The sequence below is a fragment of the Streptomyces sp. NPDC093149 genome, assembly GCF_044754145.1.
Classification (GTDB): domain Bacteria; phylum Actinomycetota; class Actinomycetes; order Streptomycetales; family Streptomycetaceae; genus Streptomyces.
In genome coordinates, this window is sequence record NZ_JBIVON010000009.1 from 47,241 (window position 1) to 72,300 (window position 25,060).

The window sequence follows — 25,060 nt, forward strand, 5'->3', positions numbered from 1 at the left end:
ATGAGCACGGAAGCACACCGGCCGCACGATTCCGGGCAGGCGGCACAGGACTGGAAGCACTGGCACGAGGAGCGCACCGCCACGGTGTCCGCGCCGTACGGTCCGCTCTCCCTCACCGGCACCCACTGGCTCGCCGACTACCCGGAGGGCCACATTCCTGAGGTGCCCGGACAGTGGCGCGGGGACGGCGAGGAGCTGCTGCTCAGCGCCTTGGCCGCAGACGGCCTGACCGTCGACGGCAAGCCCTTCACCGGCCAGGTCCGCCTCACCGCCGACCGCGGCCCGATCGGCGAGTCCCGCGTCGCGCACGGCGCGCGGCGGCTGGTCGTGCTGAGCCGCGAAGGGCTCTGGGCGGTACGGGACTTCGACCCGGCCTCGGCGGCGCGGCGCGCCTTCCGGGCCATCGAGGCCACTCCGTACGAGGCCCGCTGGGCGCTGCCGGGCACCTTCCGCCCGTACGAATCCGCCCGTACGGTCCGCGTCGAGAACGCCGACGGGATCGAGCGCGGCCTCGGGCTCGGCGGTGAGATCGCGTTCGAGCTCGACGGTGCCCGGCACACGCTGCAGGTCGCGGTCGAGCCCGACGGATCGCTCTGGGCGGTCTTCGCGGATGCCACCAGTGGGAACAGCAGCTACCGCTTCCGGTTCCTGCGGCCCGCGGCCCCGGCCGAGGACGGCAGCGTGACGGTGGACCTCAACCGGGCGCTGCTGCCGCCCTGCGCCTTCGCCGATCACTTCATCTGCCCCTTCCCGCCGCCCGGCAACACCCTGCCTGTCGCCGTCGAGGCGGGCGAGCGGAACCGCATCGACGGCTGACACGCCGTCGGATCACTCCGGGACAAAGGCCCCGGTCCGCGGCCGACGCGCCGCAGGACCGGCCTCGGACAGAGGCCCCGGCAGCCCACGGGCTGCCGGGGCCGTCCGGTGCGACGCGGCAGGTTCAGGCCAGAAGGCCCTCTTGCGCCAGAAGTTGACGCCTTGAATACTCCCGAGCAGCGCTTGTCAGGAGCACGGCATTCCGGAACGCGGGCATGCTGCCGTGCGAACGACTGCGCCTCACGGGTCCGACCACCCCACAGGCGGACCCCCGATTTCCTTTCGGGAGGAATGAAAAGTGAGGATCAAGCGCACCACCCCCCTCAGCGGCACCGCCAGACGCAGCAGGGCTGTCGCCGTCGCAGCCGGCCTCGTCGCCGTCGCCGCACTCGCCGTACCCAGCGCCCAGGCCGACACCGCCCCCACCGCCTTCAGCGCCAAGCAGCTCTCCGCCGCGAGCAACGCCGTGCTCGGCGCCGATGTGGCCGGGACCGCCTGGAGCATCGACCCGGCGACCAACTCCCTCGTGGTCACCGCGGACAGCACGGTCTCACAGGCCGAGATCGAACAGATCAAGCAGTCCGCCGGAGCCAACGCCGGTGCCGTGCGGATCGAGCGCACCGCCGGAAAGCTCAGCAAACTGCTCTCCGGCGGCGACGCGATCTACGCCCCCGGCTGGCGCTGCTCCCTCGGTTTCAACGTCCACAGCGGCAGCACCTACTACTTCCTGACCGCCGGCCACTGCACCGACGGCAACCCGCCCTGGTACACCAACTCCTCGAACACGACCAGCATCGGCCCGACGGTCGGATCCAGCTTCCCGACCAATGACTACGGCCTGGTGCGGTACGACAACGCCTCGCTCGCCCACCCGGGCACCGTCGGCAGCGTCACCATCACCGGAGCGGCCAACGCCACGGTCGGCATGTCCGTCACCCGCCGCGGTTCCACCACCGGCGTCCACAGCGGCAGCGTCACGGGCCTCAACGCCACGGTCAACTACGGCAACGGCGACATCGTCTACGGCATGATCAAGACCAACGTGTGTGCGGAGCCCGGCGACTCCGGCGGTCCGCTCTACTCCGGCTCGAAGGCGATCGGTCTCACCTCGGGCGGCAGCGGCAACTGCAGCTCCGGTGGCACCACGTACTTCCAGCCGGTCACCGAGGCGCTCAGCGCGTACGGGGTCACCCTGAACTGACGCCCCGACATCCCGGTCCGGCCCCGGAACACGCGGTCGACCGAGACGGAGTCCCTGCCCGAATGCTGGGCGGGGACTCCCGCTCACCCCACGGCTTTTGAGAGAATGTGGGGCAGGTCGGTCAAGCAGGAGCAAACGGGGGCGGATGCTGTGCTTTCCGGAGGGATGCCTTCCGGAGCCCCCGCAGATACTTCAGGGGGTTCCAGGTCCGTGAAACGCATCGGAGTGACCGGCCACCGCAGCATTCCGCGGGAGGCCCATGCTTATGTGCTGTCCGGGTTACGGGCCGCGCTCTGCGGCCTCGAAGGGTCCTTGGAGGCCCTCTCCAGCCTCGCGGTGGGAGCCGACCAGCTCTTCGCCGACCTCGCCCTGGCCTGTGGCGCGGATCTGACCGTGGTCATCCCCAGCGGCGACTACGAATCCTGTTTCGCCGACGCTGCCGAACTCGCCCGCTACCGGGATCTCAAGGGGCGGGCGGCCCGGGAGGTCCGGCTGGGCTACCCGCACTCGACCGACGAGGCGTACTTCGCGGCCGGCGCGTACATCGCCGACCACTGCGACCGGCTGCTCGCCGTGTGGGACGGAAGGCCGGCCCGCGGCCTCGGCGGCACGGGGGACATCGTGACGTACGCCCGCAGCCTCGGCCGCCCGGTCACCGTCATCTGGCGCGAGGGCGTGGAGCGCGACTGACGGGTGTGCGCGGCCGTCCTCGAACACGACCGCGCAACGCGTCGGTCCGACACATCGTCACATCTGGTGTCTGGCAAGCCAGTCGGTGTGTTGAGGAGAGACGATGCGCTCGGTCTCGAACACCGCCCGCGGCCACTGGCGTTCGGTCAGTGTGGTCTCCATCGCCACCTGCATCGACTCCAGATCCTGCTCCACCAGCGAGTGGGCCGAGATCAGCGGGTGATGGCGGCGCATCTCGCTCCACGCCAGACAGGCCGCCGCCGCGGCCGACAGGACCCCGGTCAGGGCGAAGGACTGGCCGGCGGAGAACGTCCTCACCAGGGCGAACACCAGGGCGAGCGTCGTCAGTACGGCAATGGTCGTCGACCAGACCAGCGTGGCCCGCCGGGAAACCTCCTGGCGCCTGCGGTACCAACTGCGCTGCTCTATCAGCCGATCCCGCACGTATGTCTCCTTGCGCACGGTGAACGCCTTGTTGCGCAACTCGCGCATGGATTCCGTGATCAGGCCGCCCGAGTCCGCGGTCAGATCGCGGGGGTCTGCCCACCCCACCTTCCGGAGCTCCTGGAGTCCCTCTTCGAGACGGTTCGCGAACACCGCCTCGGGGTGCTGGGTGTGGGTGTCGAAAGGTGATCCGTGCACCGCGTAGCGCCAGCACATCGACTTGATGAACTCCGCCGCCGAGCGGTTGAGTTGCCAATGCGACTTTGCTTTGCGCCGGGCGGAGAGGTACGTCGTGATCAGGACACCCGCGTAGGCCAACACGCCGACGGCGTCGACGAGTTGGAAAGTGCCACCCAGTTCCACGTGCCAGGGGAGCGCCGCCGGGACCGTGCCGACGACCAGCAGGATCAGCTGGATCCGGGTGGTGTTCACGGCCTCCCGCTGACGGGCGATGGCGATCGCGTCCGTGTGGTGGAAGAGCTCCGGCAGATCAGCGTTCCTGAACACCATGCTCTGGAGCGGTCCGGGAATCGCCGTCATGTTCACTCCCGTCTGCGTCGTGGGGGCATGAGCGTAGGGGTGTGCATCGGGCACTGCAACGACATCGGCTGCATCAGCGGTTGTTTTCGGTCCCGCGGATGCCCTCTCGTGCGATCGGGAGCGTTATGAGACCGTGGTGCAACAGGCAGTGTTCTCAGGTGAGTTGGTGACAGATTCGCATGCATCTGTCGGTGCTTGCCAACATGCGGGGGAGACGGGGATGGTGCAGGCGGTACGGGATGGTACGGGTTCGTCGTCCGACGCGCAGCGCCGGATCCGTCGGAGTCCCTTGCTGTTCACTGCGCCGCTGATCTTCCTCGTGCTGCTGTCCGCCGTGCTGATCTGGGAGATGACCCGTGCCAATGTGAGTGCTGAGGCGCGGACCGGGTGGCCGTGGCGTCTGCAGCTGATCGCCCCGGAAGCGCTGGGGAGTCTGCTGGCTGTCGCGGCGGGGGCCGTGCTGGCCCGTGCGCAGTACGCCCGCACGGTGAGTCCCTACCTGGGATGGCGGGGGGCCTGGGTGAAGGGGCAACTCACCGAGAATGCTTCTGCCTGGCGCGTCGGCATACTCAATGGGGGTCAGCATCTCGCCGTCGTCGAGTCCTGGGACTGCAGGGTCGTGATGAAGGGTGCGCGGGACCTCGCGGACGCACCGTGGGGCGGCGTCCGTTCCGTCGCGGCCGAACTGACCGACGCCGGACTGGTCGACGGGGAGGACTTCCGGCTCGTCGACTTCGGTGCCGGCTTCCCTCTGGTGGGGGCCGGGGGAGGGTACGAGACCGTGCTGATGGGCGCGTTCTCGGAGAACTTCGTCGCGCGGGTCCAGTCCCTGTACGTGCGCGCCAGGATCACGGATGTCGTGGGCGACACCCACGAACGGATCATGGACTGCATGAAGGGCATCGGTGCCACCGGGGACCGGCCGGCCGGATGAGCTCCGCGCCACTGGCGCGAGCCACGTCGCCGGGCGGTGTTCCGCGGCCGGTGCGTTGTCCCATTCACCGACCTCACCTGCGGTTTTCTGTCACTTTCCGGAGGGTTCGAGGTTTCCGGTCCGTTACGGATGTGCAGCTCGATATGCCACTCGTGTGACGAGTGGATCTCCGCGGTTGCCAAGCGGGTTGAGGGGAGTAAAGTCGTTCCGCCAGGCACTGTGGATGTACAGAAACTGGCTGCTCTGTTCATGATCCGGAACGCTCCCCTCAAGGATGGCCGTGAAGACCTCTGAATCACCTCGTGCCTTCGCTGTTGCGAAGAAGGGCCGCGTGTCGCTCACCGAGATCGACACTCGCGGTGCAGAAGCCAGCAGGAAGCTCGGCCGAGTCGTCTCGGCCTCGACTGATCGCCACACCCAGGCGTCGACTTTCAGTTCCGCTCTCTGAGTTGCCCCGCATGCTGGCTAGACTGAGGGAATGACAGGACCCCTGGTCCCATTCCGCGAAATTGTGCTAAAAGTGCACAGCAGGTGCGATCTTGCCTGCGATCATTGCTACGTCTATGAACATGCAGATCAGAGTTGGCGTACCCGCCCGAAGACAATCTCTGACGAAGTCATCTTCCGGACAGCTCAGCGCCTGGCCGAGCATGCCGCAACGCATGCACTGCCCTCCGTGTCAGTGATCCTGCACGGAGGGGAGCCTCTACTGGCAGGCCCCGCCCGACTGCGGCGCGTCTGCGAAGAGCTCACCTCCGCCTTCGAAGGCGTCGCGGAGCTCGACCTCCGCGTCCACACCAATGGACTCCAGCTCAGCCCGCGCTATCTGGACCTCTTCGACGAGTTCGACGTCAAGGTCGGGATCTCCCTCGACGGCGACCGGGCCGCCAACGACCGGCACCGCCGCTACGCCGACGGGCGCAGCAGCCATCCCCTGGTCCTCAAGGCCGTCGAGCTGCTCCGGCAGGAGCGCTACAGCCATCTCAACCTCGGGCTCCTGTGCACCGTCGACATCGAGAACGACCCGCACGCGGTCCTCGACGCGCTCACGGAGCTCGAACCGCCGCTGATCGACTTCCTGCTTCCGCACGCCACCTGGGACGAGCCGCCGCCCCGTCCGGGCGGATCGCCCACCGCCTACGCCGACTGGCTCCTCGCGGTCTTCGACCGCTGGCAGGAGCAGGGGCGCCCGGTGCCGGTCCGGATCTTCTCCTCGGTCCTGTCCACTCTGAACGGCGGCCCCAGCCTCACCGAGTCCCTGGGCCTGGCCCCCACCGACCTCGTCGTCGTGGAGACCGACGGTCAGCTGGAACAGGTCGACTCGCTCAAGAGCGCCTACGAGGGTGCGGCGGCCACCGGATTCGACGTCTTCACGCACACCTTCGACGAGGTCGCGGCCCATCCCGGCGTGCGGGCCCGGCAGCTCGGACTGGCCGGTGTCAGCGAGACCTGCCGCCGATGCCCGGTCGTCCGCTCGTGCGGAGGCGGTCTCTACACCCACCGGTACCGCTCCGAGGGGCCGTCCGGCGCATTCGACAACCCGTCCGTGTACTGCGCCGATCTGGTCGCCCTGGTGCGCGGCATCGAGGCACGTACGGCGGCTGCCCTCGTCGCGCCCGCGGTGACCGAGCCCGTCGAGCTGCTCGCCTCCCAGCTGGATCTCACCCGCACCCTGCTCGCCCGCCTGAACGCCGACATCGCGGGGCGCGGCGGCGAGCGGTGGGCGGAGGCCTGGGAGCTGGCCGCCACCATCGAGGAGTCGGAGGAGGGGGCCCGCGGTCTGGACGAGGCGCTGTCCCATCCCTACACCCGCAGCTGGCTGCTCTCCGCTCTGGAGAGGGTCCACGAACGGCCCGGGGCCGTGCGGGTGGCGGGGGAGATGTCGGCGTACCTCGCGACCGCGGTCGTACGGGCCGGCCTCGATCTGTCCGTACCGGTGACCTTCTCGGGCGGCAGGATCTTCCTGCCCGGCCTGGGCGAGTTGCGGATCGCGGGAGAGGCGGAGCACGGCACGGCGCGCGTACAGGTCACCGAGGACGGCTTCGTGGTCCGGCGGGAAGGGGGTGACGCGGCCGAACGGCGGGTTGTCCGGCCGGAGGCGGCCGGTCCCGGCTGGCGGCCCTTGCGCAGGATCGCGACGCCCGGTTCCTCGCCCGGCCTCGTGCTCGACGACCTCGATCCGTACCGCTCGTGCTTCGACGCACCCGTCGCGGACCGTCTCGACGACCGGAGCGCCGCCGACCTGGGGGCCAGGATCGGCGAGGCCTGGAAGCTGATCGAGGCGAAGGTGCCCGGACACACCGGGGAGATGGCGGGCCGTCTCACCACCCTCACTCCGCTGGCCCGTCCGGCCCCGGCGGAGCCCGCCGTCGGGCGGCACGGTTACGGCGCGCTCGGGATCTCTCCGGACGGCAGCGCGGAGGATCTGGCGTTCGCACTGCTGCGGGGCTTCCGCAGGGCCCAATTGCGGGCGCTGCTCGATGTCACGGACCTTTACGCGGCGGACGGCTCCTGGGACCATCGGACGCCCTGGCAGGAAGAATCAGTTCCGTTTTCCCGGCTGCTGGCCGACACCTACGAGCGAATGGCATGGGGGGCTTTCGAACCCCGCTATCTGGAGGGCGTACCGCAGGCCCTCGACACGCTTGAGGGTGCCGCCGAACTGACCGTCAGTGGAAAACGGCTGGTGGATCTGATGCGAAAGGAGATCTGAGGCCCGCATTCCGGTTCGGCCGGGTCGCCGGTACACACAGGACAACTGGGAAGAACGGTCGCAGACCATATTCGATCAAGAAATTGATCGACTGAATCAGGGAACGTATGACTGAAAACCGGCGTTGAATGACCGAACGCCATGGGGGTGGAGCAACGTCCGCTCCGGAATGATGAATTCGCTCGCATTCACTTCACTCCTCGGGTGCGGGTGCTCACACAGGACGGGGGTCGTGTGCACGCAACAACGCAGCAGCGAGCGGCGGACCATCGGCCGTACTTCTTCTTGAGTTATGCGCATACACCGGGGTACGGCGGTGGAACGGACCCCGATATGTGGGTCGAGCGGCTCTTCCAGGATCTCTGTGGCCATGTGATGGCCATGACCGATCTGCCCGCCGGTGCGCCCGCCGGGTTCATCGACCGCGAGATACGGTCCGGCGAGGGCTGGTCGGAGCGGCTCGGCGAGGTGCTCGCCACCTGCCGGGTATTCGTACCGCTGTTCTCGCCGCGTTACTTCGCCAGCGAGATGTGCGGCAAGGAGTGGTACGCCTTCGCGCAGCGCGCCATTCACTACCGGGCCCGCTCCAATCAGCCGGCCGAGGCGATCGTCCCGGCGCTCTGGGTGCCGGTGCCGCCGAGTCAACTCCCGGGCCCCGCCGAGCGGTTACAGTTCAACCACCGTGACTTCGGGGACCGATACGTCAGCGACGGACTCTACGGACTGATCAAACTCAGGCTCTTCGCCGAGGAATACGAGCGCGCGGTGTACGAACTCGCCAAGCGCATAGTCAATGTCGCGGACACCATCAGGATCGGCAGCGGCCGTCCCGTCGACTACCGGCTGGCGCCCAGCGCCTTCGGCCCGCCGAACAGCGGAGTCGGCGGCCCCCGCCCCATGCAGGTGACCATCGCGGCCCCCACCCGGCACGATCTGCCCGAGGGGCGCAACGCCGACTACTACGGCGACAATCCGCAGGACTGGAACCCCTACCACCCGGCGGCCGCGCGCCCCCTGGCCTATGTCGCCGAGGACCTGGTGCGCTCCCTCAACTACCAGGCCACCATCTCCTCCTTCGACGAGGAGTCGGGGAACGCGGAGGGCAAACAACCGCCCAGCAGGCCGGAGATCCTGCTCGTCGACCGCTGGGCCCTGCAGGACGAGGACCGGCGCCGGCGGCTCGCCGCCTTCGACGCCGAGAACCGTCCCTGGGTGACGATGGTCGTGCCGTGGAACCGCGAGGACCACGAGAGCCGGGCGGCCGAGGCCGAGCTGACCGAGAAGCTCGAACAGACCATGCCGACCAAGATGCGCCAGGGGCGGGCCTACTGCCGGGTCGCCGCCAAGGGCATACCCAGCATGGATGCCTTCGGACAGATCCTGCCGCAGGTGGTCGAGGCGGCGGCCCAGCAGTACCTGAGACACGCGGCGGTCTACCCACCCGCCGCCGGAGGCGGACACACCGAACGGACACGGCTGATGGGGCCGATGGCGCAGACGCACTACATCCCCGAGACACACGATCCTGCGACGGATGCGGAGGACACGGATGACGGCCGGTCGTGACGGGCGCATCGTCACCTTCTACTCGTACAAGGGCGGCACCGGGCGCACCATGGCCCTGGCCAACACCGCCTGGATACTCGCCGCCAACGGAAAGCGGGTACTGGCCGTCGACTGGGACCTGGAGGCACCGGGGCTCCACCGGTTCTTCCACCCGTTCCTCGACCCGTCGACACTCGGCGCCACCACCGGCGTCATCGATCTGATCACCGAGTACGCGTGGGCAGCGACCAGCCCCGTCCAGCGCGCCGACGACTGGCACCGCGACTACGCCCGCATCCAGCCGCACGCCGTGTCCCTCACGCCCGAGGCGCTCGGCTGGGAGTTCCCGCACGGCGGCACCCTCGACTTCGTCTCCGCCGGACGACAGAACCGCGAATACTCCGCGACCGTCTCCACCTTCGACTGGGACAACTTCTACGACCGGCTCGGCGGCGGTCACTTCTTCGACGCCCTGCGCGACGACATGAAGGCCAACTACGACTACGTCCTGATCGACAGCCGGACCGGCCTCAGCGACATCGCCGACATCTGCACCGTCCACCTGCCCGACGTCCTCGTCGACTGCTTCACCCTCAGCGACCAGTCCATCGACGGCGCCGCCTCGGTCGCCCGGCAGATCTCCGAGCGCTACACCGGACGCCCCATCTCCATCTTCCCCGTCCCGATGCGGATCGACGAGGGCGAGAAGGAGAAGGCCGATGCCGGGCGGGCGCTGGCCCGGCTGAAGTTCGACCGACTGCCGCGCGACCTGTCCGGCGACGAACTCACCGCCTACTGGGGCGCGGTGGAGATTCCCTACCGCCCCTACTACGCGTACGAGGAGACCCTCGCCACCTTCGGCGACGAGGCCGGGCTCACCAACTCGCTGCTCTCGGCCTTCGAGCGGCTCACCTCCGTCATCACCGACCAGCAGATCACCTCGATGCCACCGGTCGGCGAAGAGGTGCGCCTGCGCATCCGTGACGCGTTCACCCGGCGCAGGCCCGCGCTGCCCGCCGATCTCTTCCTCAGCTATGTGGCGGAGAACCGGATGTGGGCCGACTGGATCGAATCCGTGCTCACCCGGGCCGGGTTCCGTGTCGTACCGCGCGATGTGTCCGCCGAGCGGGAGGCCGCGGAACCGCCCGCCGTCACCACCGAGATCGCCACCCGTACCGTGGTGCTGCTCTCCAGCGCCTATCTCAAGTCGCAGCGTGCGGTGAGCCTCTGGGACCGGGCCGTGGCGGAGGACCCCGGTGGTGGCCGACGCCATCTGCTGCCGCTCAGGGTCGGTGACGTGCGGCTGTCCGCGCCCTACATCGACCGCAACCCCGTCGATCTCTTCCGGCTCGACGAGGTGCATGCCACCGCCGCCCTGCTGCGCGCCCTGGACCGGCCCGTCCAGCTCACCGACGGCGTGGCGCCCGGGCCGCGGTTCCCCGGCACCGTCCCCAGGATCTGGAACGCGCCGCCGCGCAACCCCGGCTTCACCGGCCGTTCGCTGGTCCTGGAACGGATGCGTGACCAGCTCGGCGGCGGCATGGCCGTCGTACTGCCCCAGCCGCAGACCCTGTACGGACTCGGCGGTGTCGGTAAGACCCAGGTCGCCCTGGAGTACGTGCACCGCTTCATGGCGGACTACGACCTGGTCTGGTGGATATCGTCCGAGCAGACCGACGACGTGGTGGCCTCTCTCGCCGAGCTGGCCGTGCGGCTCGGCGCCCAGGGCGGCGACGACATGGCTGCCGCCTCCCAGGAGGCCGTGGACCTGCTGCGGCGCGGTGTGCCCTCGGACCGCTGGCTGCTGGTCTTCGACAACGCCGACGACCCCGAGCGGCTCAGGCGCTACTTCCCGCAGGGCGGTTCCGGACACATCCTCGTCACCTCCCGGAACCAGGCCTGGTCCCAGCACGGCGACGCCCTGCCCGTCGACGTCTTCCTGCGAGAGGAGTCCATCGAACACCTTCAGCGCCGGGCCCCGGGGCTGAGCGACGAGGACGCCGCCCAGGTGGCCACCGCGGTCGGTGACCTGCCGCTCGCCGTCGAACAGGCGGCGGCCTGGATCGCGGAGACCGCCACCCCGATCGACACCTATCTCGAACAGCTGGCGCAGCAGGCCCCCGAGGTCCTGGCGCTCAACCAGCCGGCCGGTTATCCGGAGCCGGTCGCCGCGACCTGGAACATCTCCATCCAACGGCTCAAGGAGCGTTCCCCCGCCGCGGTGCGGCTGCTCCAGCTCTGTGCCTTCTTCGCTCCCGAGCCGATCTCGGGGAATCTCCTCTACAGCAAGGAGATGATCGAGGCGCTGAAGCCGTACGACGCCTCGCTCCAGGAGAAGCTGGTGCTGGGGCGGGTCATCCGGGAGATCGGCCGGTTCGCCCTCGCCAAGGTCGACCAGGTCTCCAACTCCATCCAGGTGCACCGGCTCGTCCAGGCCGTCATCCGGGCGCAGCTCAGCGAGCAGGAGCAGCGGGACGCCCGGCACGCCGTCCACCGCATTCTGGCCGGCGCCCGGCCCGACGACGACGAGCCGATCGACAACCCCTCGACCTGGCCGCAGTTCGCCACCATCTGGCCGCACCTCGGTCCGTCCGACGCACGTAACTGCAAGGAGCCCGAGGCCCGCAGACTGCTGATCGACCGGGTCCGCTACCTCTGGAAGCGAGGCGACTTCAGGACCGCCGCCACGCTCTGCGAGGAGCTGCGCGCCATCTGGAAGGAGACGCTGGGGGAGCGGGACATCCAGTACCTCTACCTCTGCTTCCACCTCTCCAACATCTACCGCTCGCGCGGCCGTTACGTGGAGGCGAGGGAACTCGACGAGATCACCCTGGCGACGCAGCGGGAGGTCCTGGGCCCGGAGCATCCGCACACGTACATGAGCACCAGCAGCCTGGCGACGGACCTCGGCACGCTCGGCGAGTACACCAGGGCGATCGAGCTGGCGACCGAAGCCACCGACGGGTTCAACCAGATCTTCCACGATTCCCACCCCAGGACCCTGGCGGCGGCCAACAACCTGGCGTTCACCCTGCGGTCGATCGGGCAGTACGCCAGGGCCAGGGAGATCGACCAGGACGTCTTCGACCGCCGGGTCGAGGTGCTCGGTGCGGAGCACCCCTACAGCCTCTCCTCGGCCATGAACCTGGCCCGCGACCTGCGTGACGTCGGACGGTACGAGGATTCCGTCGGCATCCTCAGCCGTACGTACGACAGCTACAAGGCCACGCTCGGCCGGGCCTTCCCCGGCACGCTGAGCGCGGCGAAGAGCCTGGCGGTGTCGCTGCGCCGGGCGGGCAGGCTGGAGGACGCCCGCAGGCTCACGGTGGCCACCCGGGCCCGGTACCGGGCCAAGTACACCGCCGCCAACCCGGAATGGCTCGCCTGCGACCTCAACCTGGCGGCGGACCTGTACGCGGCGGGCGAGGCGAGCGAGGCCAGGGACACGGCACAGGAGGTCGTCGACCAGTACATGAAGGTGCCGGGCGAGAAGCACCCGTACACTCTCGCCGCCCTGAACAACCTCGCCGTCTACCAACTGGGCGTCGGCGCGGTGGAGGAGTCGGAGCGGGTGCTGACCCGGGTGGTCGCGTCGATGCGGGAGGTGTACGGGCGGGAGCACCCCAACACCCTGTTCTGCGTCATGAACCTGGCCAACGCGACGGCCGAACAGGGCGACCTCGGCATCGTGCTGGAGACCGAACGGAAGGTGGCAGGACAGCTCAGGCGCGTCCTCGGGGCGCACCATCCCGAGACCCTGGCCATGATGTCCAACATGGCGGTCACGCTCGATGCGTTGGGCCGCAAGGACGAGGCGTCGCGGCTGCGGGCGGAGACGGGGGACGAGCTTGCCAGACAGCTCGGCGACGACCACCCGATGACCCGGATCGCCCGGAACGAGAACCGGTTCGAGCGCGAGCTGGAGCCGATGCAGGTCTGAGAGGGCGGGAGCGTCCGGCCGTCACCGGACGCTCCCCATTCTCCCGGGACTCACCTGACAGCGGGGTCCAGCAGCCAGTTGAGGATGTCGGGCAGGGCGTGCAGTGCGTCGAAGTGCGCGGCCGCCGGCTCCACCACGACGGTGGAGTTCGGGATGCGCCCGGCCAGCCAGCGGGAGTGACCCACCGGCGAGAACACGTCCTTCTCGCCGTGCCACAGCAGCACCGGACCCGTGATGTCCGCGGGGTCGAAGCCCCAGGGCCGGCTGAACGCGAGCGCGTCGTCGATCCATCCCCATGCCGAAGTACGCAGACCCTCACGGTAGTTGCGCAGCAGCATGGTGCGGACGCCGGCGTCGTTGACCACCATCCGGTCGGATTCGGTCAGCTCCCGGCGCAGATCGTCGATGAGCCGGACCGGGTTCTTCCTGATCACCGCGGACCGTGAGATGAACGACTCCGCGAGCTCGTCCGGATCGGCCGCCGCGGTGGAGTACGCGAGCACATTCGAGGCGGCCATCCCGTCGAACCAGTCGAGCCCGTCGGCGCCCCAGGGGGCCAGTCCGACCAGCGCGGCGGTGCGGGTCACCCGTTCCGGCATCAGCGCTGCGCAGGCCAGGGCGTGCGGGGCACCACCGGACCGGCCCACCACGGCGAACCGGTCCAGCCCGAGATGGTCGGCGATGGCCCGTACGTCCTGGACGGCGTCGGCGACACAGCGGCCCGGCAGCCGGTCGGATTCGCCGTATCCCGGCCGGTCGTAGGTGATCAGCTGTGTCTTGCGCTGGTACAGCACCATGCCGCGCGGAGCAGGCCCGAGCCTGCTGCCGGGCATTCCGTGCAGGAGGAAGACCGGTCTGCCACGGGGATCACCGAGACGCTCCACCACCAGATGCCGCCCGTCCGTTGCGCGCACCCGACTACGCACTCCGTGCCTCCTCCGTATGGTGCGGACACGGTGTGTCCGACTTTTCCCGCCCAAGTCGATGATGGCCCATCAGAGCACTTACCGGGACGGTGCGTTGGGAAACCGTGGAGGTCTTCGGGGGCGCGTTCGACCGCCCGGCCGGAGGGTCAGTCGACCGTCGAGCCGAACGGTGGACGGGCGGCGGCGGCGTCCGGTCCGCGGCGCATGGAGAGCAGGAGCGTGACGAGCGTGCCCGCCGCCGCCCACGCGGACAGCACCAGCAGGGGGCCGGTGACCGCGTTGCCCTTGAAGTACGCGATCGAGCGGGCCACCCAGGTGCCCGCCCCGGGCGGCAGTGCGGGGCCGATCGTGCGCCAGAAGTCCGGGAGCATCGGCAGCGGGAAGGCGCCGCCGGCGCTCGGGTTGCCCGCGATCACCACGATCAGGACGGCCAGCCCGATGCCGACGATGCCGGTGAGGGCCTGCAGGGCGAGGGTGAGCATGCCGACCGCGAAGACGGTCAGCGCCCCCAGTCCCGACAGGCCCCAGAAGCTTCCGGGCAGGGCGCCGAGGACCGGTCCGATGATGATCGCGCCGCCGATCCCGCCCACGACGGAGTACAGCGCCATGACGCCGGTCCGGATCAGCGCGCGGTGCAGGTTGGCGGGTTTGGACCCGGCGCTGATCGCCAGGATCGAGGCGCAGAGGTAGCCGCCCACGCACCAGCCCACGACCAGGTAGAAGGACGAGATTCCGTTGAAGTCCTGGTCGGAGGCGGGGGCCAGGTCCACGGTCCGCACGGTGCGCTGCCGGGCCAGGTCCACCTTCGTGAGGGTTCGCGTCAGGGTGTCGGCCATGGCGGTGCCCCCGCCGGAGGCGACGAGGACGGTGTCGGTGGTGCCGGTGGGGCCGACGATCAGGGCGCCGTCGATCTCGCGGTTCAGGATCTGCTCGCGGGCCGTGGCCGCGTCGGCGACCGTACGGGGGTCCAGCGGGCCGCCCGGGAGATTCTTCAACTCGGTGAGGAGTCGCGCGGACATCTGCCGGGGCGCGACGACCCCGAAGGGTACGTCCGTCGGCTTCGGCTTGTGCAGCGCCCCGACGTAGGACGCGATGAACAGCAGTTGCAGCCCGAGCACACCGATGACGAGCAGTGCGGCCCGTGGGGTGACGGCGTTCTTCACCTCGTCAGCGAAAGTCATGCCCCCACGCTCCGGGGCGTCGGCCATTCGTGCAGGTGGGGCTGGGCCGAATGGCTGAGAGGGCCGACGGTCCGGGCCGGGTGAGGGGCCCGCCCTTCGGGTATCGTACGAATGTTCGAAACTTGGTCTATGGTGGAGAGCGAGGGGGTGGTGAGTACGGATCGGTCCAGGAGGTGCGGGTGCCCGGGTTCACGCATCTGCACACCGTTTCCGGGTTCTCCCTGCGGTACGGGGCCTCGCACCCGGAGCGGCTGGCGGAGCGCGCCGCGGAGCGGGGGATGGACGCCCTCGCGCTGACCGATCGCGACACGCTCGCGGGGGCGGTCCGCTTCGCCAAGGCCTGCGAGAGGGCCGGGGTGCGGCCGCTCTTCGGGGTGGATCTCGCGGTGGGTTCCGCGGCGGCGGAGCATACGAGAGGCGACGGGCGTACGCATCGGCTGCGTCCCCCGGTCCGCGGCGGTGCCTTTGTCGACGAAACCGCACCCCGGGTCACCTTCCTCGCCCGGGACGGTGCCCGGGGCTGGGCGGAACTGTGCCGGCTCGTCACCGCGGCCCACGCCTGCGCACCCGACGGCGCCGGTGCCGGGCAGCCTCTGGTCGACCGGTCCGAGCTGCCCGCCGAAGGGCTCACCGTGCTGCTCGGCCCCGCCTCCGACGTCGGCAGGGCACTGGCCGCCGGCCGCCCGGACCGGGCCGCCGCGCTGCTCGCCCCCTGGCGGGAGATCCACGGGGACGACCTGCGCCTCGAAGCCGTCCACCACGGACGCGCGGGCACCGGCCCCGGGTCGCTGCGGCTCGCCGCCCGTACCGTCGGCTTCGCCGCCGATCAGGGGGTACGGGCCGTACTGACCAATGCCGTCCGGTACGCCGACCCCGGGCAGGGCCCGGTCGCCGATGTGCTCGACGCGGCCCGCGGGCTGGTCCCCGTCGACCCCCGCCGCGCCCCGCTCGACAGCGGCGAACGCTGGCTGAAGGATGCCCGGGCGATGGCGCGGACCGCCGAGCGGATCGCCTCCGCCGCCGGGCTCGGCCGGGACGCCGGGGCGCGGCTGCTCGCGGAGACCCGGCACACCGCCGATGCCTGCGTCGTCGACCCCGAGGGCGACCTCGGCCTCGGGGCCGTCCACTTCCCCGAACCGCATCTCGTCGGCGCCGGTCGGCGCACCGCCCAGCGGGTGCTGGCCTCCCGCGCCGCCGCCGGCATGGTGCTGCGCGGCTACGACCACAGGCGCGACTACTGGGAGCGGATGCATCAGGAGCTGGACATCATCGCCTACCACGGGTTCGCCTCCTATTTTCTGACGGTTGCTCAAGTCGTGGACGACATAAGGGCGATGAGGATTCGGGTCGCCGCCCGGGGCTCCGGCGCGGGTTCCCTGGTCAACCATCTCCTCGGGATCGCGCACGCCGACCCGGTCGAGCACGGGCTGCTGATGGAGCGCTTCCTCTCCAAGCGCCGTGCCGTGCTGCCCGACATCGACATCGACGTCGAGTCCGCCCGCCGGCTCGATGTCTACCGCGCGATCATCGGGCGCTTCGGCACGGAGCGGGTCGCGACCGTCGCCATGCCCGAGACCTACCGGGTGCGCCACGCCATCCGGGACGTCGGTGCCGCGCTCTCCATGAACCCGGCCGAGACCGACCGGCTCGCCAAGGCCTTCCCGCACATCCGGGCCCGCGACGCCCGCGCGGCCATGGCGGAGCTGCCCGAACTGCGTGAGGTGGCACGGGAGAAGGACCGGTACGGGCGGCTCTGGGAACTGGTGGAGGCGCTGGACGCCCTGCCGCGCGGCATCGCCATGCACCCGTGCGGGGTGCTCCTCTCGGACGCCTCCCTGCTGCGCCGGGCACCCGTCGTGCCCACCAGCGGCGAGGGCTTCCCGATGGTGCAGTTCGACAAGGAGGACGTGGAGGACCTGGGGCTGCTCAAGCTCGACGTGCTGGGTGTGCGGATGCAGTCGGCGATGGCGCACGCGGTCACGGAGGTCAAGAGGGTCTCGGGGCGTGACGTGGATCTGGACGCCGTACCGCCGGGCGATCCGGAGACGTACCGGCTGATCAGAAGCGCCGAGACGCTGGGCTGCTTCCAGATCGAGTCCCCCGGTCAGCGCGATCTGGTCGGCAGGCTCCAGCCCGCCGGTTTCCACGACCTGGTGGTCGACATCTCGCTGTTCCGCCCCGGGCCGGTCGCCGCCGACATGGTGCGGCCGTTCATCGAGGCCCGGCACGGCCGGGCGCCCGTGCGCTATCCGCACCCCGATCTGGAGGGGCCGCTGCGCGAGACGTACGGCGTGGTCGTCTTCCACGAGCAGATCATCGAGATGGTCGACATCATGACCGGCTGCGGCCGGGACGAGGCCGACCGGGTGCGGCGAGGGCTCTCCGACCCCGGGTCGCAGGGCCGGATCAAGGTGTGGTTCGCGCAGCGGGCGGCGGCGAAGAACTACAGCGCCGAAGTGATCGCCCGGACCTGGGAGATCATCGAGGCGTTCGGCAGTTACGGCTTCTGCAAGGCGCACGCGGTCGCCTTCGCCGTACCGACGTACCAGTCGGCGTGGCTCAAGGCGCACCATCCGGCGGCCTTCTACGCCGGGCTGCTCACCCATGACCCGGGGATGTACCCGAAGCGGCTGCTGCTCGCGGACGCCCGGCGGCGCGGGGTGCCGGTACTGGGGCTGGACGTGAACAGGTCGGCGGCCACTCATCAAATCGAACTGGTGTCTGATGCTGAAGGAGGGAAGGGGGCCTGGGGAGTGCGGCTGGCGCTTTCGGACGTCCATGGCATCAGCGAGGCCGAGGTCGCCCGGATCGTGGCCGGGCAGCCCTACACCTCGCTGCTGGACTTCTGGCAACGGGCCAGGCCGGGAAGGGCGGTGGCCGAACGGCTTGCCCAGGTGGGCGCGTTGGACGCGTTCGGCGCCAATCGGCGCGATCTGCTGCTGCATCTGTCCGAGCTGCGCCGCGCCCAGCGGGGCGCGGGTTCCGTCGCCGCCGGTGCGCAGCTTCCGCTCGGCGACGGACACCGGACCGGCTCCATCGGGCTGCCCGACCTCAACGCGGCCGAACGGCTCAGCGCCGAGCTGGGCGTACTGAGCATGGACGTCTCCCGTCATCTGATGAGTGATCACCACGCGTTCCTGAAGGAGCTCGGCGCGGTCTCCGCCAAGCGGTTGCGCGAGGCGCGGCACGGGGAGACCGTGCTGGTCGCGGGCGCCAAGGCGGCCACCCAGACCCCGCCGGTCCGCTCCGGCCGCCGGGTCGTCTTCACCACCCTGGACGACGGTACGGGCCTGGTCGACCTGGCCTTCTTCGACGACAGCCATGCCGCCTGCGCGCACACCGTCTTCCACTCCTGGCTGTTGCTGGTACGCGGAGTGGTGCAGCGGCGCGGACCGCGGAGCCTGAGCGTGGTCGGCGCGGCAGCCTGGAATCTGGCGGAGCTGGCCGAGTTGCGGCGCACCGGCGGACTGGACGCGGTCGCCGCCCGGTTGGCGGCTGAGCCCCCGTCCGAGGAGGACGCCCCCGAGGGGGCCGAGCCCGCTCCCGACGGCGACGGCCGGCGTATCCGGATGTCCACCGGATACGAGATGAACCCCTGGTCCGACCTCCAGCCGCCCGGCGAAGGCGTCGCCACCGGAAAGAAGTTGTGGCATCAGAGCCCGGGGAGCGCGGGATGAGCACGGCACACGACGAGCCAGGAATCCTGTACCTGCGGTTCCGCAGGATCGGCGGCGGCCTCCCGGACAGCGCCGGTTACGAGGGGCTGCTCGCCCTTCTCGGCGCGTTCACCCCGATGGTCGAGGCGGTCCCGCCCGACGGGGCGCTCGCCGATGTGCGCGGCGCACTGCGCTATTTCGGGCGGGATGTGACGGGGCTGGCCGCAGTGATCCGGATCCGTGCGCTCGCCCTGCACGGTGTGGACTGCGCGATCGGGGCCGCGGAGAACCCGATGCTGGCCCGGATGGCGGCACGGCAGGCCGCGCCCGGAACGACCTTCGTGGTGCCCGGGGGAGAGGGGGCCGGGTTCCTCGCGGCCAAGCCGGCCGCGGCGCTGGACGGCGTCGGGGCGGCGACGGCCCGCGCCCTGTGCGGGTACGGACTCGATTCCGTCGGCCGGATCGCGGCGACCCCGCTCGGCACCCTGCAGCGGATCACCGGTGTGCGGACCGGTCGCGAACTGTGGGAGCGGGCGCGCGGCATCGACCGCACGACGGTCGTTCCGGGCGCCGCCGCCCGGTCGATCGCCGCCGAACGCTCCTTCCCGCGTGACGAACTGGACCGGGAGCGGCAGCGCCGCGCGCTCATGTCGCTCACCGAGGAGCTGGGGGCCAGGATGCGCGGGGACGGACAGGTGTGCCGGGGGCTGGCGGTCTCCGTGCGCTATGCCGACCGGACCGGCTACTCGACGCTGACCCGCAGCCGTACGCTCCGGGAACCCACGGCCCACTCCGCGGCGCTCACCGAACTCGCGTACCGGATCCATGATTCGTTCGCTCTGCAGCGGGCCCGGGTGCGGGGGATCGCGCTGCGCGCGGAAGGGCTGATGGACGGCGAACGGGCCACGCACCAGCTGTCGTTCGACCCGGTGGACGAGCGGGCGCGCCGGATCGAGGCGGTGGCGGACCGGCTGCGGGCCAGGTTCGGCCCACAGGCCGTGATGCCGGGCCGGCTCGCGGGCCGATCGGCCCTGTGACGGCCTCTGGGAGCGCCCGCCGGGGAAAAGTTGTTGCCCGCGGCAGTGGATGGGGCGATCATGACGAAGATGTCGGATCTGCTTGAGCGCGTGACCGCCTTCCGCGCCGCCTTCGCCCGCCGCCAGGCCGCTGAGACAGTCGAGCTGCCCGGGGCCTTCGCCGTCCGCGACCCGGACTTCTCCCGATCCCAGGAGCACAACCGCCTGATCGTCGACGCCTCGGACGCCGACCCGGCGGCACTGCCCGAACTGGCTGCACAGGGCCTCGGGCCGCGCCGGCAGTACCGGATCACGGTGCTGGACGAGGCGCTCGGGGAGCGGGCCACCCCGGTGCTGGCGGCGGCCGGCTACGACCGGGACACCGAGCTGATACTGGCCCGGGAGACAACCGGCTGCGCGCTGCCCGAACCCGCCGCGCACCCGGTCGAGCTGGATGAGCTGCGAGCGGCGGTGTTCCGCCAGCAACTGGACTGGGGCTTGGACGAGGATCTCGCACGAGAGCTCACCGAGCGCCGCACCGCCCGCCTGCGCGGCTCCGAGGAGGTGTTCTTCCTGGCCGCCCGGACACCGGACGGGGAGATCGCGGCCTGGGCCGACCTCTACCTCGACCGAACCGCCGGGCTGGCTCAGCTGGAGGACCTCGTCACCGCCGTGCCGCACCGCAAGCAGGGCCACGGAGACACCCTGCTCGCCACAGGGCTGGCGTTGGCCGCCGCTGCGGGGATCCCGCAGCTCTTCCTCGTCGCGGACGTGGCCGACTGGCCGCGCGAGTGGTACTCCTGCCGCGGCTTCACCGAGCTCGGCCGCAGCTGCTCCTTCCTCAACCGCTGACGGCGGGGATGAACCGGAGCCCCCTGCTGCCGAGCACCCTGAGCCCAGGTCCGGCCGCAAACCAGTGACAGTGCGCCAACTCCCCCGAGGCGTATGCGAGTAGGCGATACTCGTCAGTCAACGACTTCCCCGTAGCCCGAAAGGCAGGGGAGGGGCCCGCTTCGCGTCGCCTACCTCCTCCGTCCTGCAGCTGCACGCACCCGGCCCCGCTCCTTCTCCCACCCTCATTTGCCGGCGGCCTTATTGATGAACCCTCAGTTTTTACCGACGCGTAACTTCCCACGCCGCTCTACTCGTGCGTAATTTGGCATGAGCGCACAGAAATTCAGCAGTCAGAACTTGTGGTCCGGGCCGCAGGGCGCACCGACATCGCAACTCCCTTGAGCCGCAAGGAGACCACACGATGCTGCCCCGGAACCGTGCGCCGCGCACCCCACGTGCGCGGAGAACCCTCGCCGCACTGCTCCTCGCCGTCGCCGCAGTCGCCACCCCCACGGCCGCTGCCGCTGCGGCCACCCCCACCGTCGCCACCTCCCGTGGCTGGAACGACTACTCCTGCAAGCCCTCCGCAGCCCACCCCCGCCCCGTCGTCCTGGTCCACGGAACCTTCGGGAACTCGATCGACAACTGGCTGGTCCTCGCCCCCTATCTCGTCAACCGGGGCTACTGCGTCTACTCGCTGGACTACGGGCAACTGCCCGGCGTGCCTCTCTTCAACGGCCTCGGCCCGATCGACAAGTCGGCCGGCCAGCTCGCTGCGTTCGTCGACAGGGTGCTCGCCTCCACCGGGGCGTCCGAGGCGGATCTCGTCGGGCACTCCCAGGGCGGCATGATGCCCAACTACTACCTGAAGTTCCTCGGCGGGGCCGCGAAGGTGAACGCCATGATCGGGATCGCGCCCGACAACCACGGCACCACCCTCCTCGGCCTGACGAAACTGCTGCCGTACTTCCCGGGAGCGGAGGACCTGCTGAACGCCAACACGCCAGGTCTCGCCGACCAGGTGGCGGGCTCGCCCTTCATCACCAAGCTCAACGCGGGCGGCGACACCGTGCCCGGCGTGCGCTACACGGTCATCGCGACCAGGTACGACGAGGTCGTGACCCCGTACCGCACGCAGTTCCTGGACGGGCCGAACGTACGCAACGTCCTGCTCCAGGACCTGTGCCCGGTCGACCTCTCCGAGCACGTGGCGATCGGCACCGTCGACCGGATCGCCTACCACGAGGTGGCGAACGCCCTGGATCCGGCCCACGCCACTCCCACCACCTGCGCCTCCGTCATCGGCTAGGCCTTTCGTTCGGACCGGAACGGAACCACGAGACGCCCCGCCCGTGGAACCCCGGGCGGGGCGTCTTTCCGGCCGACGGGCCGCCGCTGTCGGTGGCGGGTGGCACGATCGACCCATGACGACGATCGACTGGGACTCCGCTGCCGACTCCTTCGACGAGGAGCCCGACCACGGCCTGCTCGATCCGGCGGTCCGGCACGCCTGGGCGCGGCGGCTGGAGAGCTGGCTGCCCGGCGAGCGTTCCGAGGTGCTCGACCTGGGGTGCGGCACCGGAAGCCTTGCCCTGCTCGTCGCCGGTCAGGGACACCGGGTCACCGCCGTCGACCGGTCGCCGCGCATGGTGGAGCAGGCACGGGTCAAACTCGCCGGGACCGGCACCGGGGTGCACCTCGGGGACGCGTCCCAACCACCGGTCGGCAAGCAGCGGTTCGATGTGATCATGGTCCGGCATGTGGTGTGGCTGCTGCCCGATCCGGGGGCGGCTCTGCGCCACTGGTTCACCCTGCTGCGCCCCGGCGGGCGGCTGATCCTGATCGAGGGCGTCTGGGGCGGAGTCGGCCTCTCCGCCGAGCGGCTGACCGGACTGCTCTCGGGGCTCACCGAGCGCATCCACCACGAGCCGCTCTCCGGCGATCCGGCCCTGTGGGGCAAGCGGGTCGACGACGAGCGCTACGCCCTGGTGGCCCGCGCCGAACCGCCGCGGCGGCACACCGAGGTCGTCGATGTGCATCTGATCCTCCGCCGCGGCCCCGACGTCCTGCTCGCCCGCCGGGCCGGCACGGGGTACGCGGACGGGCTGTTCAACGGCCCGTCCGGACACGTGGAGGACGGTGAGGACGTCCGCGAGGCGATGATCCGCGAGGCCGCCGAGGAGATCGGCGTCGAGCTCGGCCCGGACGAACTGCGGGTCGCCCTCGTCATGCAGCACCGCGGCCCCGGCGGCAGCCCGCGGACCGGCTGGTTCTTCGAAGCGGAGTACGACCCCGGCCGCCCGCCGTACAACCGCGAACCGGACAAGTGCTCCGAGCTGGCCTGGTTCCCGCTGAACGCCCTCCCGGACGACATCGTCGCCTACTGCCGGGCGGGGCTCGACGGCTACCGTGCGGGTGAACACTTCCTGATCCACTGGCACGAGGACGGCGACTCCGTCGCGTACCAGCCGCACGGCATCCGCCGCGCCGTCCCGCTGCCGGCCGGCGGGGCCCGTACCGGCGGGGTGCACCACATCGAACTGTGGGTGCCCGACCTGCCGACGGCCGAGCGGGGGTGGGGCTGGCTGCTCGGCGAGCTGGGTCATGTCCCGTACCAGCGCTGGGAGAACGGACGGAGCTGGCGGCGCGGAGACACCTATGTGGTGGTCGAGCAGTCACCCGACCTGACCGGGCGGACGCACGACCGCCGCCGCCCCGGGCTCAACCATCTGGCGTTCCACGTCCGTGACCGCGCCACCCTCGACGCACTGGTGGCCGGGGCCCCCGAACACGGCTGGCGGCCACTCTTCCCGGACCGCTACCCCCATGCGGGCGGCGACGGGCACACCGCCGCCTATCTGGAGGACGCGGCGGGGTACGAGGTGGAGCTGGTCGCGGGCGTCGCGCCGGCCCGCCCGGGGCCGGAGGCCCCGGCGCCGCACACCGACGTATGGGCGTGGCGCCGGGACTGAAAGGGCGTTCGGCTCCGGTTCGGAGCGACTTCGCGCACCCCACACCGTGCGGGACGGCGGCAGGCCGGGTGCCGCACCGGTGGCGGGTCGACCTCGAAGAGCGGGCGGCGACTTGTCCGGGCGTGCCCGGCCCCGCGACGGAGCACCCGGTCCCCGGTTCCGGCGGCCTGACGTCACGTCAGAGCACCGGGACACTGCTCCAGGGCCGGACGGCCTCGATCGCCGCCGCGACACGGAACACCGTGGCGTCGTCGTAGGTGCGTCCGACGACCTGCACCCCCGTCGGTACTCCGGTCGACGCGAAACCGGACGGCACGCTCAGCACCGGGCAGCGACTGGCGATGTTGAACGCCGTGGTCATCGCGGATTCCAGGTAGAAGTCCAGCTCGACGCCGTTGATCACGACCTTGGTCGAGAGGTGGTCGTCGTCCGCCCTGAGCGCCGGGACGGCGGTCGTCGGGCACAGCAGGACGTCGTAACGGTCCAGCAGCACACCGAGCGTCGTCTGCACCGCGGCCTCGATCTCGAGGCCCTGCAGGAAGCTGCCGGGCTCGCGGACGGCCTCGGCGGCCCGCCGGGCGAAGTCGAGCGCGTACGTGGTGAGCCGGTCGCCGTGCTCGGCGGCGACCGAGGCGACGTAGGGGCCGAAGATCGAGCCGAAGTGGATCATCGACGCCCGCATCACGTCCGCCCGCATGATGGGGACCTCCACCTCCTCGACGACGGCACCGGCCGCGCGCAGCGCCTTTGCGACCGCGCGGGTGTTGGCCTCGACCTCGGGATCGACCGGCCAGTCCCCGAGGGTGACCGAAAGCGCCACCCGCAGGCCTTCGGCGCTCTCGAACCGTTCGGGCAGGACGAGTTCGGACCGCAGCGAGACGGCGTCCAACGGGTGGGGTCCCGCGATGACGTTCTCCAACAGGGCGCAGTCGGCGACGGTGCGCGCCATCGGGCCGTCGTGGCAGTACGTGTCGAGGTTGAACGGCGTCATCGCCGGCACACGCCCGTACGGCGGCTTGAAGCCGACCGTGCCCGTGCACGAAGCGGGGATGCGGATCGAGCCGCCGATGTCGGAGCCGGTCGCGAGCGTCGTCTCACCCGCGGCGAGTGCCGCGCCCGCGCCGCCCGAGGAGCCGCCCGGGGAGAACTCCGGGTTCCACGGGTTGCGTGTGACGCCCCACAGCCGTGATTGCGTGTATCCCGCGCAACTGAACTCCGGGGTCGTGGTCCGGGCGTGCACGATGCCGCCGGCGGCCTGGACCCGCTCGATCACCGGGTGCGTCTGCTCGGCGATCTCCCCCTGGAAGGCCAGGGAGCCGTCCGTGATGAGACGGCCCGCGATGGGCTGTTCCTCCTTCGTCGCGACGGCGAGGCCCTCCAGTGCGCGAGGTGCTTCGCCCCTGCCCCCGTACCGGGCCTCGGCCTCGCGGGCGGCGGCGAGTGCCTCTTCGAAGGTCTGCTCGGCAAGGGCGTTGACCTTCGGCTCGACGGCTTCGGCACGCGCGATGATCGCGGTCATCAGCTCGACCGGCGACAGGGAGCGGTCGCGGAAGCGGCGCAGGGCCTCGGTGGCCGGCAGATGGGCGAGGTCGGTGAGGTCGGTCATGTGAGGGTCCTTGGTGATGAATCAGATGGATCAGAGCAATCAGATG

17 protein-coding genes are annotated in these 25,060 nt (G+C 70.5%); 13 read left to right on the forward strand and 4 right to left on the reverse strand.

The features are described from left to right. The 3 genes from ACIQCZ_RS25650 to ACIQCZ_RS25660 all read left to right on the forward strand — a co-directional run bounded on the left by ACIQCZ_RS25650 (position 1) and on the right by ACIQCZ_RS25660 (position 2,707). Positions 1-816: a DUF1684 domain-containing protein gene (locus tag ACIQCZ_RS25650; RefSeq protein ID WP_402285153.1), complete on the forward strand. Its 816-nt coding sequence runs from the start codon at positions 1-3 to the stop codon at positions 814-816. Positions 817-1,114: 298 nt separating this feature from the next. After that, the gene (locus tag ACIQCZ_RS25655; RefSeq protein WP_402285154.1) at positions 1,115-2,017 is read left to right on the forward strand and encodes a S1 family peptidase; all 903 of its coding nucleotides are present in this window, start codon (positions 1,115-1,117) and stop codon (positions 2,015-2,017) included. Between the two features lie 210 nt (positions 2,018-2,227). Then, positions 2,228-2,707: a hypothetical protein gene (locus ACIQCZ_RS25660; RefSeq protein ID WP_402285155.1), complete on the forward strand. Its 480-nt coding sequence runs from the start codon at positions 2,228-2,230 to the stop codon at positions 2,705-2,707. 57 nt (positions 2,708-2,764) lie between these two features. Here the strand turns inward: ACIQCZ_RS25660 and ACIQCZ_RS25665 are convergent, their stop codons facing one another. After that, a complete protein-coding gene (locus tag ACIQCZ_RS25665; protein ID WP_402285156.1) occupies positions 2,765-3,691 on the reverse strand; it encodes a DUF4231 domain-containing protein in 927 nt (308 codons plus the stop codon). A gap of 289 nt (positions 3,692-3,980) precedes the next feature. Here ACIQCZ_RS25665 and ACIQCZ_RS25670 point away from each other — a divergent pair, with 289 nt between their 5' ends. From ACIQCZ_RS25670 to fxsT, 5 genes are all read left to right on the forward strand, one after another. Further along, a complete protein-coding gene (locus ACIQCZ_RS25670) occupies positions 3,981-4,625 on the forward strand; it encodes a hypothetical protein (protein ID WP_402285158.1) in 645 nt (214 codons plus the stop codon). A 274-nt stretch (positions 4,626-4,899) separates the two neighbouring features. Beyond that, entirely contained in the window at positions 4,900-5,073 is a 174-nt protein-coding gene (gene fxsA / locus ACIQCZ_RS25675; RefSeq protein WP_402285159.1) for an FxSxx-COOH cyclophane-containing RiPP peptide, read from the forward strand. Positions 5,074-5,103: 30 nt separating this feature from the next. Further along, a complete protein-coding gene (gene fxsBH, locus ACIQCZ_RS25680; RefSeq protein WP_402285161.1) occupies positions 5,104-7,338 on the forward strand; it encodes a radical SAM/SPASM protein FxsBH, inactivated beta-hydroxylase extension form in 2,235 nt (744 codons plus the stop codon). Positions 7,339-7,548: 210 nt separating this feature from the next. Continuing rightward, positions 7,549-8,904, forward strand: coding sequence for an FxsC protein (fsxC, locus tag ACIQCZ_RS25685; protein WP_402285634.1), 1,356 nt, complete (start codon positions 7,549-7,551; stop codon positions 8,902-8,904). After that, positions 8,888-12,823, forward strand: a complete 3,936-nt coding sequence (gene fxsT, locus ACIQCZ_RS25690; RefSeq protein WP_402285163.1) for an FxSxx-COOH system tetratricopeptide repeat protein — start codon at positions 8,888-8,890, stop codon at positions 12,821-12,823. Before fsxC ends, fxsT begins: the two co-directional genes overlap by 17 nt. A 50-nt stretch (positions 12,824-12,873) precedes the next feature. Here fxsT and ACIQCZ_RS25695 read toward each other — a convergent pair whose 3' ends face one another. Next, entirely contained in the window at positions 12,874-13,749 is an 876-nt protein-coding gene (locus ACIQCZ_RS25695) for an alpha/beta fold hydrolase (RefSeq protein WP_402285165.1), read from the reverse strand. 146 nt (positions 13,750-13,895) lie between these two features. Continuing rightward, positions 13,896-14,930, reverse strand: a complete 1,035-nt coding sequence (locus ACIQCZ_RS25700; protein WP_402285167.1) for a DUF3533 domain-containing protein — start codon at positions 14,928-14,930, stop codon at positions 13,896-13,898. 179 nt (positions 14,931-15,109) lie between these two features. Here ACIQCZ_RS25700 and ACIQCZ_RS25705 point away from each other — a divergent pair, with 179 nt between their 5' ends. The 5 genes from ACIQCZ_RS25705 (at position 15,110) to ACIQCZ_RS25725 (ending at position 23,408) form a co-directional block, all read left to right on the forward strand. Continuing rightward, positions 15,110-18,607 carry a DNA polymerase III subunit alpha gene (locus tag ACIQCZ_RS25705; RefSeq protein ID WP_402285169.1) on the forward strand — a complete coding sequence of 1,166 codons (3,498 nt, stop codon included), beginning with the start codon at positions 15,110-15,112 and terminating at the stop codon, positions 18,605-18,607. Next, the gene (locus ACIQCZ_RS25710) at positions 18,604-19,623 is read left to right on the forward strand and encodes a DNA polymerase thumb domain-containing protein (protein WP_402285170.1); all 1,020 of its coding nucleotides are present in this window, start codon (positions 18,604-18,606) and stop codon (positions 19,621-19,623) included. Before ACIQCZ_RS25705 ends, ACIQCZ_RS25710 begins: the two co-directional genes overlap by 4 nt. Before the next feature lie 60 nt (positions 19,624-19,683). Beyond that, the gene (locus ACIQCZ_RS25715; RefSeq protein WP_402285172.1) at positions 19,684-20,454 is read left to right on the forward strand and encodes a GNAT family N-acetyltransferase; all 771 of its coding nucleotides are present in this window, start codon (positions 19,684-19,686) and stop codon (positions 20,452-20,454) included. A gap of 403 nt (positions 20,455-20,857) precedes the next feature. Continuing rightward, complete coding sequence (locus tag ACIQCZ_RS25720) at positions 20,858-21,745, forward strand: esterase/lipase family protein (RefSeq protein WP_402285174.1); 888 nt, start codon at positions 20,858-20,860, stop codon at positions 21,743-21,745. 115 nt (positions 21,746-21,860) lie between these two features. After that, positions 21,861-23,408, forward strand: a complete 1,548-nt coding sequence (locus ACIQCZ_RS25725) for a methyltransferase domain-containing protein (RefSeq protein ID WP_402285176.1) — start codon at positions 21,861-21,863, stop codon at positions 23,406-23,408. 178 nt (positions 23,409-23,586) lie between these two features. Here the strand turns inward: ACIQCZ_RS25725 and ACIQCZ_RS25730 are convergent, their stop codons facing one another. Next, complete coding sequence (locus tag ACIQCZ_RS25730) at positions 23,587-25,014, reverse strand: amidase (protein ID WP_402285178.1); 1,428 nt, start codon at positions 25,012-25,014, stop codon at positions 23,587-23,589. Positions 25,015-25,060: the final 46 nt, after the last annotated feature.

Coding starts and splice junctions, on each gene's coding strand:
- ACIQCZ_RS25650 (WP_402285153.1), top strand. CDS start 1: ATGAGCACGGAAGCACACCGGCCGCACGATTCCGGGCAGGCGGCACAG.
- ACIQCZ_RS25715 (WP_402285172.1), top strand. CDS start 19,684: ATGACGAAGATGTCGGATCTGCTTGAGCGCGTGACCGCCTTCCGCGCC.
- ACIQCZ_RS25725 (WP_402285176.1), top strand. CDS start 21,861: ATGACGACGATCGACTGGGACTCCGCTGCCGACTCCTTCGACGAGGAG.
- ACIQCZ_RS25710 (WP_402285170.1), top strand. CDS start 18,604: ATGAGCACGGCACACGACGAGCCAGGAATCCTGTACCTGCGGTTCCGC.
- ACIQCZ_RS25700 (WP_402285167.1), bottom strand. CDS start 14,930: ATGACTTTCGCTGACGAGGTGAAGAACGCCGTCACCCCACGGGCCGCA.
- fxsT (WP_402285163.1), top strand. CDS start 8,888: ATGACGGCCGGTCGTGACGGGCGCATCGTCACCTTCTACTCGTACAAG.
- ACIQCZ_RS25665 (WP_402285156.1), bottom strand. CDS start 3,691: ATGACGGCGATTCCCGGACCGCTCCAGAGCATGGTGTTCAGGAACGCT.
- fxsA (WP_402285159.1), top strand. CDS start 4,900: ATGGCCGTGAAGACCTCTGAATCACCTCGTGCCTTCGCTGTTGCGAAG.
- ACIQCZ_RS25730 (WP_402285178.1), bottom strand. CDS start 25,014: ATGACCGACCTCACCGACCTCGCCCATCTGCCGGCCACCGAGGCCCTG.
- ACIQCZ_RS25720 (WP_402285174.1), top strand. CDS start 20,858: ATGCTGCCCCGGAACCGTGCGCCGCGCACCCCACGTGCGCGGAGAACC.
- fxsBH (WP_402285161.1), top strand. CDS start 5,104: ATGACAGGACCCCTGGTCCCATTCCGCGAAATTGTGCTAAAAGTGCAC.